Source organism: Streptomyces sp. NPDC050388 (assembly GCF_040655635.1).
Taxonomy (GTDB): Bacteria; Actinomycetota; Actinomycetes; order Streptomycetales; family Streptomycetaceae; genus Streptomyces.
In genome coordinates this window covers 38,702-54,796 of the sequence record NZ_JBFAKH010000054.1, presented here as the reverse complement: position 1 = coordinate 54,796, position 16,095 = coordinate 38,702, and the positions used below count along the sequence as shown (strand labels likewise).

Below are 16,095 nucleotides of genomic sequence, written 5' to 3'. Positions count from 1 at the left end.
TGGGCGTCCAGGTGGTCGCCGAACCGGCCGAAGTCGTCGTCGTCGGCCTGGTCGTCGGCGGCGAGGTACTCCAGCTCCGCCTGGTGGGCGCACGCGCGAAGGGCACACGCCCGTTGCGGTGTCAGCAGGCCGCGGTCAGGCCGCGTCGGGGAGCCACAGGTCGGGGCCGAAGACCTCGTAGCTGATCTGCCGGGCGGGGACGCCGGCGCCCAGGAGCCCGCCCCGCACCGTGCGCATGAACGGCAGGGGGCCGCACAGGTACACCGACGCGTCCGCCGGGACGTCGATCCCGGCGAGGTCCATCAGGCCGCCGAGCGCGTCAGGCTCCTCGGCGCCCGGCCGCTCGTACCAGAAGACCGCGCGGGCGTCCGGCAGTTGCTCCACCAGGGACCGCACCTCGGCGCGCAGGGCGTGCTCGTCGGGCGAGGTGTCGGCGTGCAGCACCAGGACCCGGCGGGCCGAGCCCGTCGCGGCGAGCCGGGCGAGCATGCCCACCATGGGGGTGCAGCCGATACCGGCCGAGACCAGCACCAGCGGGGTGTCGGCCTCGTCCAGGGCCACGTCGCCGGCCGGCACGGACAGCGCGAGTTCGTCCCCCACGCAGGTCTGCGCGTGCAGCAGGTCGGACACCTCGCCGTCCGGTGCCCCCGCCTCGCCGGTGACGCGTTTGACGGTGATGCGGCGCAGGTCGCCCCCGGGGTCCGAGGAAAGGCTGTACTGACGCAGCTGGTGCACCCCGTCGGGCATCCGCAGCCGCACGCTCACGTACTGCCCGGCCCGTGCGGGCGGGGCGGGCTCGCCGTCGGCCGGGCGCAGCAGGAACGACACCACGTCGGGGGTCTCCTCGTGCCGTTCGACGACCGTCCACTGCCGCCATATCGCGCCCGGTTCGACCCCCGCCTCCTGGTAGAGACGGGCCTCCTGCCCGATGAGGGCACCGGCCATCAGCCAGTACACCTCGTCCCAGGCGGCGGCCACCTCGGGGGTGACGGCCTCGCCGAGCACCTCCGCGATCGCGCCGAACAGGTATTTGTGCACGATCGTGTACTGGTCGTCGGTGACCCCGACCGCGATGTGCTTGTGCGCGATCCGTGCCAGCAGGGCGTCCGGCCGGATGTCCGGGGCGGCGAGCAGCGCCTGCGCGAAACCGGCGATGGAACCGGCCAGTGCCCGGCGCTGAGCCCCATTGGCCTGGTTGCCCCGGTTGAACATGCCGTCCAGCAGCTCGGGGCGGTCGCGGAACATCGCGCCGTAGAAACGTGCGGTGATCTCGTCGAGCGCTCCGGCCACGGCGGGAAGGGTGACCCGGACCACTGCGGCAGATTCTTCGGACAGCATGAGGTCTCCCAACAGCGCGACGGAGTAAGAGGGTTGGGCCGCCGTTCCGGACCGGCGGCACCACCTGTATAGCAATCCGACATGAGGGTTTCCGTCGGTAACCGGCGAGGGCTGGGCATTGCGGGCCCGTCGGTCCGGGAGAAGGGGACCTTCGGCCCCGGGCCGACGAGCACCCAGCAGGGCCGATCGGCCCGGTCGCGGGGGACTCACGACGCTGTTCAGCAGCTTGCACGCACCGTGGGGGCGGCCGCGTCGAGCTCCGCGGGCAGCCGGGGAAGCAGTTCGAAGACGCCGGTGAGCCTGACGTGGTGGAGGACGCGCAGGAAGGAGGGCCTGTCCGTGATCAGCCGCAGCCGCCCGCCGCGGGCCAGCACCCGGTTGCGGGCGCGGCACAGCACGCCCAGCCCCGAGCAGTCGATGAAGGTCACGGCGCGCAGATCGAGCACCAGGTCGGGAACGGCGCGGTCGGTCAGTGCGTCCAGGCGCCGCGACAGAACGGGCGCGGTGCGCAGGTCGAGTTCACCGCGCGGGGTGACGACCGTCGTTCCGGCGACGATCCGTTCGGGCGGCTCCGCCACGGACCGGCTGGGGTTCTGGGGCATACCGTCCAGACAACCCGGAGCGGCGAGCCCGCCGGTAGGGCCGGCCGGCCCCAGCCGCAGCGGTCCACCGGGGCCGACCGGCACTGACCGGTGAGTACGGCCCCGGTGCGAGGACGGGGGCGAGCACCGGAACCGCCGGTATCGTGAGCGGAGCGACACCGCGGGGGATCGATGCCGCTCCTGCCCCGAGGATGGGCCGGCCGCGCGCCGTGGCACAGGTACCGATGGTCCCGGTGTCCCGGACCGACCGGCCTTGGCCGCGTCGCGCAGGACAACGGATGACCCGGGACGAAACGGGTCGCCCGAGGAAAGCAGGGCCGGTCGGCCCTGGCCGTCCGGCCCGTGATCGAGAAGGATCTCCCTGTGGAGGACCGGTCGGCCGACAGCCGGCGGCCGGTGGACAAGGGCCTGCAAGGGCCTGCAAGGACCGACAAGGACAAGGAGCGTCAGATGGCGGACAGCGAGCAACCCGGACCCGACCGGCCCGTCCGGGTCTTCCTGCTGGACGACCACGAGGTGGTCCGCCGCGGAGTGCACGACCTGCTCAACGACGAACCGGACATCACCGTGGTCGGCGAGGCCGCCACCGTTGAGCAGGCCTTGGTCCGCGTCCCCGCGCTCCGCCCCGACGTGGCGGTCCTCGACGTCCGCCTGCCCGACGGTGACGGTGTGACCGTCTGCCGCGAGCTGCGTTCGAAGATGCCCGACCTGGCCTGCCTGATGCTCACCTCGTTCGACGACGAGGAGGCCCTGCTGGACTCGATCATGGCGGGTGCCTCCGGCTATGTGCTGAAGCAGATCCAGGGCTCGGACCTGGTCGCGGCCGTGCGGACGGTCGCCTCGGGACAGTCCCTGCTCGACCCGAGCGCCACCACCCGCCTGATGGCCCGGCTGCGGCAGCAACAGGAGGAGCCGGAGGAGGAGCAGGACGCCCTCCCGGGACTGACCGAACGCGAGCGGGAGATCCTCGCGCTGATCGGTGAGGGGCTGACCAACCGGCAGATCGGCCAGCGGCTGTATCTCGCGGAGAAGACGGTGAAGAACCACATCTCCCGGCTGCTGGCCAAGCTCGGGGTGGAACGCCGTATCCAGGCCGCCGTGATCGCCACCCAGGCCCAGGACCGGCTGCGGCGCACGGACCGCTGACGCCGGGTGCGGCATCGGTGGGACGTGACCGTGCCGAGCCCGTTACCGTGGCACCTGCCGGGGGCACATTCCCGGTGGGGCGAGCGAACGGGAGGACCACGGGTGGAGAGCTCCGAGCGGGACGGGGACGCCCGTCTTCGGCTGCCGCAGCTGCGGCTGGACGAGTTGCTGGAGGAGCTCCAGGCCCGGATCGACGCGGCCCGCGGCACGCGTGACCGGGTGCACAGCCTGCTGGAGGCCGTCCTCGAGGTGGGGCGCGAGCTCGACCTGAAGCAGGTCCTGCACAGCATCGTCGACGCCGCGGCGGTGCTGGTGGACGCGGAGTACGCCGCCCTCGGCGTGATCGGCCCCGACGGCAGACGACTGTCGGCCTTCCACACCGTCGGCGTCAGCGACGAAGGGATCGCTCGCATCGGCCACTTCCCCGAGGGGCACGGCATCCTCGGGGAACTGATCCGCCACCCCGAACCGCTGCGGCTGGCCAAGCTCTCCGACCACCCCGCCTCCTACGGGTTCCCGCCCCATCACCCGCCGATGAACAGCTTTCTCGGCGTCCCCATCCGGGTCCGTGACCAGATCTTCGGCAACCTGTACCTCACCGAGAAGCGCGCCGGGGCGAAGTTCGACGAGGAGGACGAGTCGGTCCTGTCGACCCTGGCCGTCGCCGCCGGCGTGGCCATCGACAACGCCCGGCTCTACGAGGAGTCCCGGCTGCGGGAGCGGTGGCTGCAGGCGAACACGGAGATCACCCACGCCCTGATGTCCGGCAGCGGCGGCAGCGAGGCCCTCCTGCTGATCGCCGAACGCGCCAGGGAGATCACCGGCGCCGCGCTCGCCGAGGTGGCGGTGCCGATGGAGGGCACCGGATCACTGACCGTGGAACTCGCCATCGGCCAGGAGGCGGACGCCCACCGCGGGCTCGTCGTCCCCGTCGACGACAGTCTGCTGGGCCGGGCGTTCACCAGCGCCGCCCCCGTCACCAGCCCGGACGTCTCCAGCGACGAGCGGGTCTCGTCCGGACCACGGAGCTTCGCCGGACTGGGACCGGCGGTGGCGGTGCCCGTCGGATCGGGCGACGGTGTCCGGGGCATCGTCCTGCTGGTGCGGGCCACCGGCGCCGGCGAGTTCTCGGAGAAGGAGATCGAGCCACTGCAGGGCTTCGCCGCGCAGGCGGCCGTGGCGATGGAACTGGCGGAGCGGCGCCGCGACGCCGAGCAGATCGCCGTGCTCGAGGACCGGGACCGGATCGCCCGGGACCTGCACGACCTGGCGATCCAGCGGCTGTTCGCCACCGGGATGACGCTGCAGAGCGCCGGCCGCTTCATCGAGCACAAGGAGGCCTCGGAGCGGGTCGCCCGGGCGGTGGACGACCTGGACGAGACCATAAAGATCATCAGGTCGACCATCTTCGGTCTGCGCGCGCACGACACCGCGTCCGGGACCGGTCTGCGGGCCCGCGTCGTGCGGGTGGTCGGCGAGGCGGCTCCCCTGCTCGGCTTCGCCCCCAGCGTGCGGATGGAGGGCCTGGTCGACACCCATGTGTCGAAGGAGACAGCCGACCACGTGGTGGCCGTCCTGTCCGAGTCCCTGACCAACATCGTCCGGCACGCGCGCGCCGACCGCGCCCAGGTGGCCCTCGAGACCGACGGCCGCGAGGTGCGGCTGACGGTCTCCGACAACGGTGTGGGCATCCCGGCCGGCGGCCGCCGCAGCGGACTGCGCAACATGGCGGAGCGCGCCGCGCAACTCGGGGGCGAGCTGGAGATCGACAGTTCCGCGGACCGGGGCACCACCCTGGTGTGGCGCGCGCCCGTACGGGAGAGTTAGGACCTGTCCGGCCGTGTGTGGCCGGCCCGGGGCTGGGTACCCCGTGCCGAACCACCGGGGCTCTCCGCTGGGCCGACCGCGGAAGGAGCGTCGTTGTGACGGGCTGGACCTGGGAGTACGAGGGGTACGACGCCGCCGAGGCGCGCCTGCGGGAGTCGCTGTGCACGCTCGGCAACGGCTACTTCGCCACCCGGGGAGCGCTGCCGGAGTGCACCGCCGACGAGGTGCACTACCCGGGCACCTACAAGGCCGGCTGCTACGACCGGCTCACCTCGGAGGTCGCCGGGCGGCAGGTGGAGAACGAGGACCTCGTCAACCTCCCCAACTGGCTGCCGCTGCGCTTCCGGCTGCCCGGCGGCACCTGGCTCACCCCCGACACCGCGACCGTGCTCGACCACCACGAGACCCTGCGGATGGCCTCCGGGCTGCTGGAGCGGCTGACCCGGTACGACTTGGGCGACGGCCGGGTGCTGAGGGTCCGCCAGGAACGGCTGGTGCACATGGCCGACCCCCATCTGGCCGCACTGCGCACCGAGTTCACGGGGGAGCAGCACTTCGGCGCCCTCGAGGTCGAGGCGGCGCTCGACGGCGACGTCACCAACGCGGGAGTGACACGCTACCGGGACCTGGACGGCCGGCATCTGACCCATGTGCACAGCGGCAGCTCGGCGCCGGACACGGTGTGGCTGTCCTGCCGCACCCGTACCTCGGACATCCTGATCGCCTTCGCCTCCCGGCTGCTGTCCGAGGCGCCCACCGCGATCCGCAGGGAGGACCGACGTGCCGTCCAGTCGACCCGTCTGCACCTGGCCCCGGGCCACACGGCGACCGTGGACAAGATCGTCGCCCTCCACACCTCGCGCGACCCGGCCATCAGTGACCCCTTGCACGCCGCCGTCGACCGGGTGGACCGTGTCCCCGCCTACGACGAGCTGCTGGAGTCCCACCGGACGGCCTGGGGCCAGCTGTGGCGCCGGGGCGAACTGGACGTCCCCGGCGAGGCCGGCAGCATTCTGCGTCTGCATCTCTTCCATGTGCTCCAGACCCTCTCCCCGCACACCGCCGACCTGGACGTCGGGGTGCCGGCCAGGGGACTGCACGGCGAGGCCTACCGCGGACACGTCTTCTGGGACGAGCTGTTCGTGCTGCCCTACCTCAACCTGCACTTCCCCGAGGTCTCCCACGCCCTGCTGCACTACCGGCACCGCCGACTGGGCCGGGCCCTCAACGCTGCCCGGGACGTCGGACGCAGAGGGGCGATGTTCCCCTGGCAGAGCGGCAGCGACGGCCGGGAGGAGGCCCAACAGCTCCACCTCAACCCGCGGTCGGGCCGCTGGGTGCCCGACCACTCCCACCTTCAGCACCATGTGGGCTCGGCGATCGCGTACAACGTGTGGCAGTACTGCGAGGCCAGCGGCGACACCGAGTTCCTGCACACCAAGGGCGCCGAACTGCTGCTGCAGATCTCCCGCTTCTGGGCGGACGCCGCCGCCTGGGACCCGCTGCTGGGCCGGCACCGGATCAAGGGTGTGGTCGGCCCCGACGAGTACCACGACGCCTATCCCGACGCGGCCGAGCCCGGACTGGACGACAACGCGTACACGAACGTGACCGCTGCCTGGGTGCTCGCCCACACCCTCGACGTGCTGCGCGACCTGCCCGAGCCGCGACGGCGGGAACTCGACGAGCGCACGGGCCTGGACGGAAGCGAACTGGAGAAGTGGGAGGAGGTCTCCCGCACCCTGCACGTGCCCTTCCACGACGGGGTCATCAGCCAGTTCGAGGGGTACGGAAAGCTCGCCGAGCTCGACTGGCAGGACTACCGGCGGCGTTACGACGACATCCGGCGGCTGGACCGGATCCTGGAGGCCGAGGGCGACAGCGTCAACCGCTACCGGGCCTCGAAGCAGGCGGACGTCCTGATGCTCGGCTATCTGTTCGCCCCGGCCGAACTACAGGGCCTGTTCCGCCGGTTGGGGCATGAGTTGGACGAGGCGACCTGGCGGCTCACGGTGGACCACTACCTGCACCGCACCAGCCACGGCTCCACCCTCAGCGGCCTCGTCCACGGCTGGGTGCTGGCCCGGGAGCGGCGCGCCGAGGCCTGGACGTTCTGCCAGGAGGCACTTCGCGGGGACATCGCCGACATCCAGGGCGGCACCACCGGTGAGGGCATTCACCTCGGAGCCATGGCCGGCACCCTCGACCTGGTCCAGCGCGGACTGCCCGGGTTGGAGACCCGGGGCGGCGCCCTGCGGCTGGACCCGGTGCCCCTGCCGGAGCTGTCCTCCTACGGCTTCACCCTGCGCTACCACGGCCACTGGGGTGTCCGGCTGAGGCTGGAACGCGGCCTGCTGGAGATCGCCGTGCCGGCCTCCGGCCCCGCCCCGATCGACGTGCGCCTCCCGGACCGCACGGCCCGCCTCCACCCGGGGGAGACGGGCCGCCTACCGCTCATGGAATGACGGTCCGGCGGGGACGGTCACTTGTGGAAGCTGATGTACCCGTCGCCGTCCCGGTCGGAGCCGCGCTTCGTGTACGAGTGCACGTCGGCGCGGCTGCCCGTGGGCTTGACCAGGTAGATCGTGTCCTTGTCGTTGTTCCAGATGAAGTTTCAGTTGTCGCGGTAGACGACGTTGTTCTTGTCGGAGTCGTTGCCGTGGCCGCCGCGCAGCTTCACGTGGTCGCGGGGCTCGAGGTAGTGGTTGGCGGTGAAGACGAACCGGTTCCCGGCGGCGTCCTTGACCAGGTACCCCTTGAGGTTCACGGTCTTCGTCGACGAGTAGTTCTTGATCGTCAGGTACTCCTGGTGCGTGTTGCCCGTGGAGCACTTGTTGGAGTCGCGCCCCGGAGCGTCGTACTGGACGCCGCGCACCTTGAGCGCGGAGGTGTACTCGGCGGCGTGCGCCGGAACGGCCGTCAGCATGGCCAGGGCGCTCGCGGCGGCGGTGGTGGCGACGGCAGCGGTGCGTATACGCATGAACTCATCCCCCTGCATGACCTTTGTGTGAAGGTCATATGGTGATCCAGTGGAGGCTGGATCGTACACAACTTCGATTGCTGTCACGTCAGGGGGGTACCGGCGGGCGCCGGCGGTTGCTCGCCGACCCCGTGGAAAGCGGAGTGCCCGTCCGGTCCCTCGAGGGACCGGACGGGCACTCCGCCGTACGTTCGGTGCCGGCGGCCCGGCTCTCAGTTCATGCGCCGCTCTCCCGCAGCATGTCCTCGCGCTCCACGAGCTTCACCCGCTCGCGTCCCTGCGGCTCGCCCAGCGCCTTCTCCGCGGCGTCCAGCCGGTACCAGCCGTCCCAGGTGGTGTAGCGGACGGCGCGCTCGGCGAGGAACGCGTCCACGGCCTCCGGGGCGGGCGACGTCGGCGTCGACAGCCGGCCGTTGGCGAAGTCGTCCAGCAGGTTCGCCACCGTCTCGTTGGCGTCGCCCTTGGTGTGGCCGATCAGGCCCACCGGGCCGCGACGGATCCACCCGGTGACATAGGTGGACGTCAGGTGCTCGCCGTTCTCCTGCATGACCCGGCCGCCCTCGTCCGGAACGGTGCCGGAGTCGATGTCCCAGGGCAGCTTGGGGAGCTTGTCGGACAGGTAGCCCACCGCGCGGTAGACCGCGCTGACGTCCCAGTCCTTGAACTCGCCGGTGCCCTTGACGTTGCCGGTGCCGTCCAGCTCCGTGCGCTCGGTGCGCAGACCGACCACCTTGCCGTCCTCGCCGAGGATCTCGGACGGCGACTCGAAGAAGTGCAGGAACAGCTTGTGCGGACGGTCGCCCGCGTCGCGGATCGCCCACTTCTCCAGGGTCTTGGCGACCATGTCAACCTGCTTGTTGCCGCGCCGGGTCGCGATCGAGCCCTCGTCGTAGTCGATGTCCTCGGGGTCGACGATCACCTCGATGCTGGGGGAGTGGTCCAGCTCCCTCAGCTCCATCGGGCTGAACTTCGCCTGCGCCGGGCCGCGACGGCCGAAGACGTGGATCTCCCGCGCCCTGTTGGCCTTCAGCCCTTCGTGGACGTTCGGCGGGATCTCCGTCGGCAGCAGTTCGTCCGCCGTCTTGGCCAGGATGCGGGCGACGTCGAGGGCGACGTTGCCGACGCCGAGCACGGCGACCTTCTCCGCCTCGAGCGGCCAGGTGCGCGGCACGTCCGGATGACCGTCGTACCAGGAGACGAAGTCGGCCGCGCCGTACGAGCCGTCGAGGTCGATCCCCGGGACGGACATCGCCCGGTCGGCGGTCGCGCCGGTGGCGAAGATCACAGCGTCGTAGAACGCGCGCAGGTCGTCGAGATGGATGTCCGCGCCGTAGTCCACATTGCCGAACAGTCGGATCTGCGGCTTGTCGAGCACCTGGTGCAGGGCCGTGATGATGCCCTTGATCCGCGGGTGGTCGGGAGCGACGCCGTACCGGATCAGACCGAACGGCGCCGGCATGCGCTCGAAGATGTCGATGGAGACGCCCGGTTCGGCGGCCACGTCGGACTTGAGCAGGGCGTCGGCGGCGTAGATCCCGGCGGGGCCGGATCCTACGACGGCTACCCGCAGGGGGCGGGGCATGGGCAGGTTCCCTTCGAGCGATGACAAGAGCCTCACTCGATCCTAAACAAAGGCTTGCCTTACCTGGTACGCGGGTCCGGTCTATGGGCACATAAGCGGCCCTTATGGCTTCTCGAGGCCTCTTCCGTGGTTTCCGGCACCGACCCCGTGGTCACGGAATGGACTGCTCCGCCCAGATGACCTTACCGGTCGGCAGATAGCGGGTGCCCCAGCGCTCCGCCAGCTGCGCCACCAGGAACAAGCCGCGCCCGCCCTCGTCGGTCATGGTCGCGTACCGCAGGTGCGGCGAGGTGCTGCTGCTGTCGAAGACCTCGCAGATCAGATGGCGGTCCCGCAGCATCCGCACCTCGATGGGACCGCCGCCGTAACGGATCGCGTTGGTGACCAGCTCGCTCAGGATCAGCTCCGTGCTGAAGGAGAGGTCCTCCAGGCCCCACTCGGCCAGCTTCCGGGTGACCGCGGCGCGCACCTCGGCGACGGCCGCCGGTTCGGAGGGCACCGGCCACTGGGCGATCCGGTCCGCGGCGAGCGCCCGGGTACGGGCCACCAGCAGGGCGATGTCGTCCCGTGCCCTGGCCGGACTCCGGGACTCCAGCACGGCCCGGCAGGTGTCCTCGGGGGAGTCCCCGGCCCGCGCCAGCGCCTCGCGCAGCAGCTCCAGACCGACGTCGATGTCGTGCTGCCGGTCCTCGACCAGTCCGTCGGTGTACAGGACGAGACGACTGCCCTCCGCCGGCTCCAGCTCGGCCGTCTCGAACGGCAGCCCGCCCAGTCCCAGGGGCGGGCCGGCGGGCACGTCCACGAATTCCACGGTGCCGTCCGGATGGATCAGCGCGGGTGGCGGATGGCCCGCGCGGGCGACCTCGCACTTGCGGGTGACCGGGTCGTAGACGGCGTACAGACAGGTCGCCCCGGTCACCGGGGCGCTGCGCGCGTCCTCCGTCTCGTCCGAGTCGATGCGGCCGACCAACTCGTCCAGCAGGCCCAGCAACTCGTCGGGCGGCAGGTCGAGCGCGGAGAAGTTGTGCACCGCCGTGCGCAGTCGCCCCATGGTGGCCGCGGCGTGCAGCCCGTGCCCGACGACATCGCCGACCACCAGCGCGACCCGCGCCCCGGACAGCGGCAGGACGTCGAACCAGTCACCGCCCACCCCGGCCTGGGCGGGCAGATAGCGGTAGGCGATGTCCAGGGCGCTCTGCTCGGGCAGGCTGCGGGGCAGCAGGCTGCGCTGGAGCGTGACCGCCATGCTGTGCTCGCGCGTGTAGCGGCGGGCGTTGTCGATGGACACCGCGGCCCGTGCGACCAGTTCCTCCGCCAGGGCCAGCTCGTCCTCGTCGAACGGCTCGGGCTTCTCGGAACGCCAGAAGCCGACCACGCCCAACAGCAGGGAGCCGGCTTGCAGCGGCACGGTGATCAGCGAGTGGATGCCGTACTCCACGACCTGCCTGGAGCGCTCCGTGTCCTGCGCCCGCCACCCGGGGGCCTCACTCAGCCGGGGCACGACGATCGGCCGGCCGGTGGCGAGGCTGCGGCCCTGCGGGGACGACTCGACGAACCCGGTCCGGGTGCCCACCGGGTAGAGCGGGGCGTCCTCGCGGACGCCGGCCATCGCCGTGCGGCGCACCGGGCCCGCCCCGTCCGGCTGACCGCCGTCCAGCACCGTCTCGAACAGGTCCACCGTGGTGAAGTCCGCGAACCGCGGTACGGCGAGTTCCGTCAGCTCCTCGGCCGTGCGGGTGATGTCCAGGCTGGTCCCGATGCCCACACCGGCGTCGTAGAGCATGTCGAGCCGCTCCCGCGCGGCTTCGGCCCGGCCGGACAGGGCACGCAGTTCGGTGGAGTCGCGGACCGTGGCGACGCTGCCGGGCGGCCCCCCGGCGCGGTCGGTGGAGCGCTGGTTGACGGCCAGCAGCCGGCCGCCGACCCGATGCACCTCGTCCGTGGCGACGCGCCCCGAGGACAGCAGGTCGGCGGTGCCGGGGTCGAGGGGGAGGTCGCGCACATGGCGGCCCTCCGCGTCCTCGGGCAGACCGAGCAGCCGGTGCGCCTCGTCATTGGCGAGCAGCAGGGTGCCGTCGCCGGCGAGGATGACCACGCCTTCCCGCACCGCGTGCAGCACCGCGTCGTGATGTTCGTACATCCGGGTCATCTCGTGCGGGCCCAGTCCGTGGGTCTGCCGCAGCAGGCGCCTGCTGATCAGGGCCGCGCCCGCGGTGGCCAGCACGAGCGCGGCGCCCCCGGTGGCCAGCACCAGCGGCAGCTGGTCGTCGACGGCGCCCCCGACGTGCTCGATCGTGATCCCCGCCGAGACCAGGCCCACGACGACGCCGTCGGGGCGGGTCACCGGCACCACGGCCTGGACGAGGGGACCGAGGGTGCCCGTGATCTCCTCGGTGACCGGCCGTCCGGCCAGCGCGGGCTGCAGGGCGCCGACGAACTTCTTGCCGATACGGTCCGTCCGGGGGTGGGTGTAGCGGATGCCCTTGGTGTTCATGACGACGACGAAGTCGACCTTCGCCTGCCTGCGGATGGCTTCCGCGCGCGGCTGGAGCAGGAGAGTGGGGTCGGGGGACCTGAGCGCGTCGACGATGCCGGGCGAGTGGGCGAGTGTCTCCGCGACGGCGAGCGAACGGCTGCGGGCCTCCTGAGTGCTGTCGTGTTTCACCTGCAGCACCAGGGCGATCACGGCCGACACGACCAGCAGCAGCACGATCACGACATGCAGGATGAACACCTGCCCCGCGACGCTGCGTACGCTCAGCACCGACCGGAGCCACGCCGGTGGGTGCCACCGCGAACCGTCGTCTGCCTGCCGTTGCCGACGTATGGGGGCCGTGGTGCTGGGCCGCTGGGGCGACCGGGCCTGGGATCGACCCATCAGTCGGACCATGTGCCGAGTTTAACTACAGGCCCCGATGGCGTGTCTGGGACGGGCAACGGCCGTTCGCGGCGGGACCGCCGCGCGCCGCCACCCGCCTGAAGTGCCGCTTCTTGGGCCGGACCGGCACTGACGCGGTCCGGCCCCGGCAACCCGCCATCGGATGTGCCCGAGGGCCGCGCGACCGGCGGTGCGTTTCCGGTCGCGCGGCCCTCTCCCCGTGCCACTCACCCCTCGGCGCTCGTCCCCCAGGCGCTCGGAGGGGCTCATTCGGCCAGCGCGCGGGCCAGCTCGGTCGTGGCACGGGCGATCTTGGTGTCCCGGTCGGCCATCAGACGGTTCAGGTCGCCCCGCCGGGCACGCACCGCCTGCCGGGCGGCCCGCTCCCACACGACCGGGTTCTCGCGGTGATTGAGCAGCTTGGGATACGCGGCGGCGGTGCTCTCCCACTGCCGGGCATCGGCGATCGCCTTGAGCAGCCGGATGATCTCGGCGCGGCAGGTGACGCGCGGCAGCTGCGCCAGCTCCCAGAGGAAGGGGACGGTGGCGGCCGTCGCCTGCTCCACCACGAAGCCGTACTGGCAGATCCGTTTCCGCAGATCGGCCAGAGCGGACCGGGCCGTCTCGGCGTCCCCCCCAGGCGATGCCGTTGAGCAGCAGGGGGATGGCCGCCGCCGACCCGGTGGAGTCCTGGATGTCGCGCCACGGCACCCGGGACAGTGACATGAGTGGTGCCGTACGTGCCATTCCGGCCGGGGACGTCTGGCGCACAGGGCGCTCGCTGCCCGGGTGTTCCGTCGAAGCGCTGCGCATCGCGTGGGTGCCTTTCCGCGGCGGTCGTGTCGAGTGGGGGGGCTGGTCAGAGGGGCGGCCGGGTCGACAACCGGGTCCGGACCGCCTTGCCCGTCGAAGGAGCGGGAGCCCGACTCCACGCCTCGGACAGGCCGTCGTCGCAGCGCCCGCTCGCGGTGGCCGGGCAGCGGCCACCCGTCCGAACCGCGATCCCGGTACTCGACCCGATCACTTGGTGCACAGGTGATGACATGCCGTCTCCCCGATGCGACGTCAGGACAGGGCGCCGACAAGGGGGTTGACGCCACGGCTATTATCCACGCTGAGAGTGATCGTGTGCAATTGCACGAGAAATTGCGTGAAGTTTTTTGCGGCGTGGCGGATCGGGCGGCGACCGGGCCCGGCTCCGTCCCGCGTGAACGGCCGGGCCCCGTCCGGCGATACCCGTGAACAGCGAGGAGACTGCGGTGCCAGGAGTGCGGAACGGAGTGCGGGCGAGTTCCTTGGACGCCTGCTGGATCAAGAGCCGGCACAGCAATGCCGAGGGCAACTGCGTCGAGGTGGCCCCGCTGAGCGACGGCGACGTGGCGATGCGCAACTCCCGCGACCCCGACGGGCCCGCGCTGGTCTACACGACCGCGGAGCTGGCGGCATTCCTGGCCGGGGCGAGGGACGGCGAGTTCGACCACCTGGTCCGAGCGCTTCGGAGCCCGGCGCCGGGGCAGTGAAGCGGAGCTCAACTCCCCACTTCCGCAGGGCTTCTGTGGGTGGACGCACTGGGCAGAGTTAGGTGCGATAGTGTGAATCGCCCTTGTGTCGGTCTGCTGGGAGTCAGGATGTCCGCCGCCTCGCATCGCATCTCCCGTCTGGAACCCTATCTGGACCGCCCCGAGCCGGCCCCGACCTTGCTGAAGATGCTGGTCGGTGTGCAGCTGGCGGGTTTCCGCGAGGACGCCGGGCTGGCCCAGGACCAGGCGGCGCGTTCCGTCGGCTTCAGCGCGGCGAAGTTGTCCCGCATCGAGTCCGGCAAGGGGCGCCGCCCGCCCACCGAGAGCGACGTCCGGGCGCTGCTGGAGCTGTACGGCACCGACGACTACGAGATCTCGGTGCTCCTCAAACTGCTCCGGCGGGCCGGGGATCCGGGCTGGTGGCAGCGGTACGACAAGCGGCTGATGCCCGAGTGGTTCGACCGGCTGGTCGGACTGCAGGAGGCTGCCGCCACCATCCGTACCTTCGAGATCCAGTACGTTCCCGGCCTGTTGCAGACGGCCGCCTACACCCGCGCGGTGGTGGAGCGCGGTCTGCCCAACGCCCCGGCCGAAGAGGTGCGGCGCCGTGTGGAGCTGCGCATGCGGCGGGCGGAGTTGCTGCTGCGCGAGGGGGCCCCGCAGCTGTGGGCGGTCATCGACGAGTCGGTTCTGCTGCGTGTGCTGGGCAGCGTCGAGGTGATGCGCGAGCAGCTCGAACACCTCGCGCGGATGGCGGAGCGCCCCAACGTCACGGTGCAGATCGTGCCGTTGGACGTGACCAACGCGTCGGCTCCCGCCATCCCGGTGACGTACCTGCGCTTCGACGGTCTGGACCTGCCCGACGTGGTCTACCTGGAGCACATCAAGAGCGCCAACTTCCTCGAGGACCGTGACGAGACGGAGGAGTACCGGATCGCACTGGACCGCCTCGCCGACGAGGCCCTGCGGCCCCGTGAGTCCCTGGACCTGCTGCGCACCACGATGGAGGACCGCTACCCCTCGCCCCGCTCCGCCCCGCACGCCGGGGCATAGCGGTCCCGCACGGCGCGACCGACGCGGAACGCACGACGCCCCTCGCGCGATCCCGGTGATCCGGGTCCGGCGAGGGGCGTCGACGTGCCGGGGCCGACGTGCCGTGGCCTACAGCGGGATCCGTCCCACGCCCCCGAACTCGATCCACTCCTGGGTGAGCTGACGAGGCGCCACCTCGGTGTCCGGACGCCAGGTGGAGACCTCCACCAGGCCCGGCTCCAGGATCTCCAGGCCTTCGAAGTACGACTCGACGTCGCTCTCCTGCCGCACCCGGCCCCAGTGCCCCTGGGTCACCTGGTCCATGAACTCCGTGACGGACTTGCGGACTTCGGCGTCCTCGCTGACCAGCTGGCACATCACCAGGAAGCTGCCCGGTGCGAGCCGTTCACGGACCCGGCGGGCCACGGCGAGCGGGCCGTCGGTGTCGCTGTCCGGGATGCAGTGGAACACGGAGTTGAACAGCACGCAGACCGGCTGCGAGAAGTCGATCAGGCGCTGCGTCTCGGCGTGGCCGAAGATCTCGTCGGTCTCCCGCATGTCGGCCTGTATGACCACGGTGCGCTCGTCCTGCTCCAGCAGGGCGCGCCCGTGCACCAGCACCATCGGGTCGTTGTCGACGTACACCACGTGGGTGGTCGGGTCGATGCGCTGGGCGACCTGGTGGACGTTCTCCTGGGTGGGCAGACCGGAACCGTGGTCGAGGTACTGCCGGATCCCGTACTTCTGCGTGAGGACCCGGACCACGCGCTGGAGGAAGCGCCGGTTGTTCAGGGCCAGGCGGCGCGTGCTGGGCACCACCTTGTCGAGCTCTTCCACGGCGGCACGGTCGGCCGAGTAGTTGTCCTTGCCGCCCAGGTAGTAGTCGTACATGCGTGCGGCCGTTGGCACTGTTGCGTCGATCTCGGTGGACAACTGCTTACCGGCGTGCATCGTTCCCCCTGCGGAGTGCCAACTGGACTGGCTGGACAGGGAGTCATCCTAGGGAGCGCCGCGCGGCTCGGACCACCCCATGGGCGAACAAGACCCCGAAGGAATGGTGGAGTTGCCCCTGCCGATGCCCGGAGTCACCGCGCGTGTGCCGGTATCACGTGTTTCCTCCCGCCGTTGTGGCGTGAGGGAGGCGGCCGACCGCCCCGGCGCGGGCCTGCCGGGGCGCCGCAGGAGAAGTG

The 16,095-nt window shown here is 71.4% G+C and carries 10 protein-coding genes and 2 pseudogenes; 5 read left to right on the top strand and 7 right to left on the bottom strand.

Annotated features, from left to right (window positions below; genetic code table 11):
* Positions 1 to 135 precede the first annotated feature (135 nt).
* The gene (locus AB0I73_RS27250) at positions 136 to 1,338 is read right to left on the bottom strand and encodes a globin domain-containing protein (RefSeq protein WP_363041574.1); all 1,203 of its coding nucleotides are present in this window, start codon (positions 1,336 to 1,338) and stop codon (positions 136 to 138) included.
* Between the two features lie 218 nt (positions 1,339 to 1,556).
* Complete coding sequence (locus AB0I73_RS27245; RefSeq protein ID WP_363041572.1) at positions 1,557 to 1,940, bottom strand: STAS domain-containing protein; 384 nt, start codon at positions 1,938 to 1,940, stop codon at positions 1,557 to 1,559.
* A 450-nt stretch (positions 1,941 to 2,390) separates the two neighbouring features.
* Here AB0I73_RS27245 and AB0I73_RS27240 point away from each other — a divergent pair, with 450 nt between their 5' ends.
* From AB0I73_RS27240 to AB0I73_RS27230, 3 genes are all read left to right on the top strand, one after another.
* Positions 2,391 to 3,086, top strand: coding sequence for a response regulator transcription factor (locus AB0I73_RS27240; RefSeq protein ID WP_109378610.1), 696 nt, complete (start codon positions 2,391 to 2,393; stop codon positions 3,084 to 3,086).
* 102 nt (positions 3,087 to 3,188) lie between these two features.
* Positions 3,189 to 4,913 (top strand): GAF domain-containing sensor histidine kinase, encoded by a 1,725-nt coding sequence (locus AB0I73_RS27235; protein WP_363041570.1) that lies wholly within the window; start codon positions 3,189 to 3,191, stop codon positions 4,911 to 4,913.
* Between the two features lie 95 nt (positions 4,914 to 5,008).
* The gene (locus AB0I73_RS27230; RefSeq protein ID WP_363041568.1) at positions 5,009 to 7,378 is read left to right on the top strand and encodes a glycosyl hydrolase family 65 protein; all 2,370 of its coding nucleotides are present in this window, start codon (positions 5,009 to 5,011) and stop codon (positions 7,376 to 7,378) included.
* A 17-nt stretch (positions 7,379 to 7,395) separates the two neighbouring features.
* Here the strand turns inward: AB0I73_RS27230 and AB0I73_RS27225 are convergent.
* The 4 genes and pseudogenes from AB0I73_RS27225 to AB0I73_RS27210 all read right to left on the bottom strand — a co-directional run bounded on the left by AB0I73_RS27225 (position 7,396) and on the right by AB0I73_RS27210 (position 13,166).
* Positions 7,396 to 7,893, bottom strand: a pseudogene (locus tag AB0I73_RS27225) (lamin tail domain-containing protein).
* A gap of 217 nt (positions 7,894 to 8,110) precedes the next feature.
* A complete protein-coding gene (locus AB0I73_RS27220; protein WP_363041566.1) occupies positions 8,111 to 9,475 on the bottom strand; it encodes an FAD-dependent oxidoreductase in 1,365 nt (454 codons plus the stop codon).
* Positions 9,476 to 9,626: 151 nt separating this feature from the next.
* Positions 9,627 to 12,365: a SpoIIE family protein phosphatase gene (locus tag AB0I73_RS27215; RefSeq protein ID WP_363041564.1), complete on the bottom strand. Its 2,739-nt coding sequence runs from the start codon at positions 12,363 to 12,365 to the stop codon at positions 9,627 to 9,629.
* Between the two features lie 254 nt (positions 12,366 to 12,619).
* A pseudogene (locus AB0I73_RS27210) lies at positions 12,620 to 13,166 on the bottom strand (hypothetical protein).
* 446 nt (positions 13,167 to 13,612) lie between these two features.
* Here AB0I73_RS27210 and AB0I73_RS27205 point away from each other — a divergent pair.
* Both AB0I73_RS27205 and AB0I73_RS27200 read left to right on the top strand, forming a co-directional pair.
* Positions 13,613 to 13,873 (top strand): DUF397 domain-containing protein, encoded by a 261-nt coding sequence (locus AB0I73_RS27205; RefSeq protein WP_363041562.1) that lies wholly within the window; start codon positions 13,613 to 13,615, stop codon positions 13,871 to 13,873.
* 108 nt (positions 13,874 to 13,981) lie between these two features.
* The gene (locus tag AB0I73_RS27200; protein ID WP_363041560.1) at positions 13,982 to 14,926 is read left to right on the top strand and encodes a helix-turn-helix transcriptional regulator; all 945 of its coding nucleotides are present in this window, start codon (positions 13,982 to 13,984) and stop codon (positions 14,924 to 14,926) included.
* A 108-nt stretch (positions 14,927 to 15,034) separates the two neighbouring features.
* Here the strand turns inward: AB0I73_RS27200 and AB0I73_RS27195 are convergent, their stop codons facing one another.
* Complete coding sequence (locus AB0I73_RS27195; protein ID WP_109378602.1) at positions 15,035 to 15,856, bottom strand: SAM-dependent methyltransferase; 822 nt, start codon at positions 15,854 to 15,856, stop codon at positions 15,035 to 15,037.
* Between the last annotated feature and the right edge of the window lie 239 nt (positions 15,857 to 16,095).

Bases quoted from the DNA above. Each gene is read 5' to 3' on its own strand.
- AB0I73_RS27250 (WP_363041574.1), bottom strand. From the start codon at position 1,338: ATGCTGTCCGAAGAATCTGCCGCAGTGGTCCGGGTCACCCTTCCCGCC.
- AB0I73_RS27215 (WP_363041564.1), bottom strand. From the start codon at position 12,365: ATGGTCCGACTGATGGGTCGATCCCAGGCCCGGTCGCCCCAGCGGCCC.
- AB0I73_RS27240 (WP_109378610.1), top strand. From the start codon at position 2,391: ATGGCGGACAGCGAGCAACCCGGACCCGACCGGCCCGTCCGGGTCTTC.
- AB0I73_RS27200 (WP_363041560.1), top strand. From the start codon at position 13,982: ATGTCCGCCGCCTCGCATCGCATCTCCCGTCTGGAACCCTATCTGGAC.
- AB0I73_RS27245 (WP_363041572.1), bottom strand. From the start codon at position 1,940: ATGCCCCAGAACCCCAGCCGGTCCGTGGCGGAGCCGCCCGAACGGATC.
- AB0I73_RS27220 (WP_363041566.1), bottom strand. From the start codon at position 9,475: ATGCCCCGCCCCCTGCGGGTAGCCGTCGTAGGATCCGGCCCCGCCGGG.
- AB0I73_RS27195 (WP_109378602.1), bottom strand. From the start codon at position 15,856: ATGCACGCCGGTAAGCAGTTGTCCACCGAGATCGACGCAACAGTGCCA.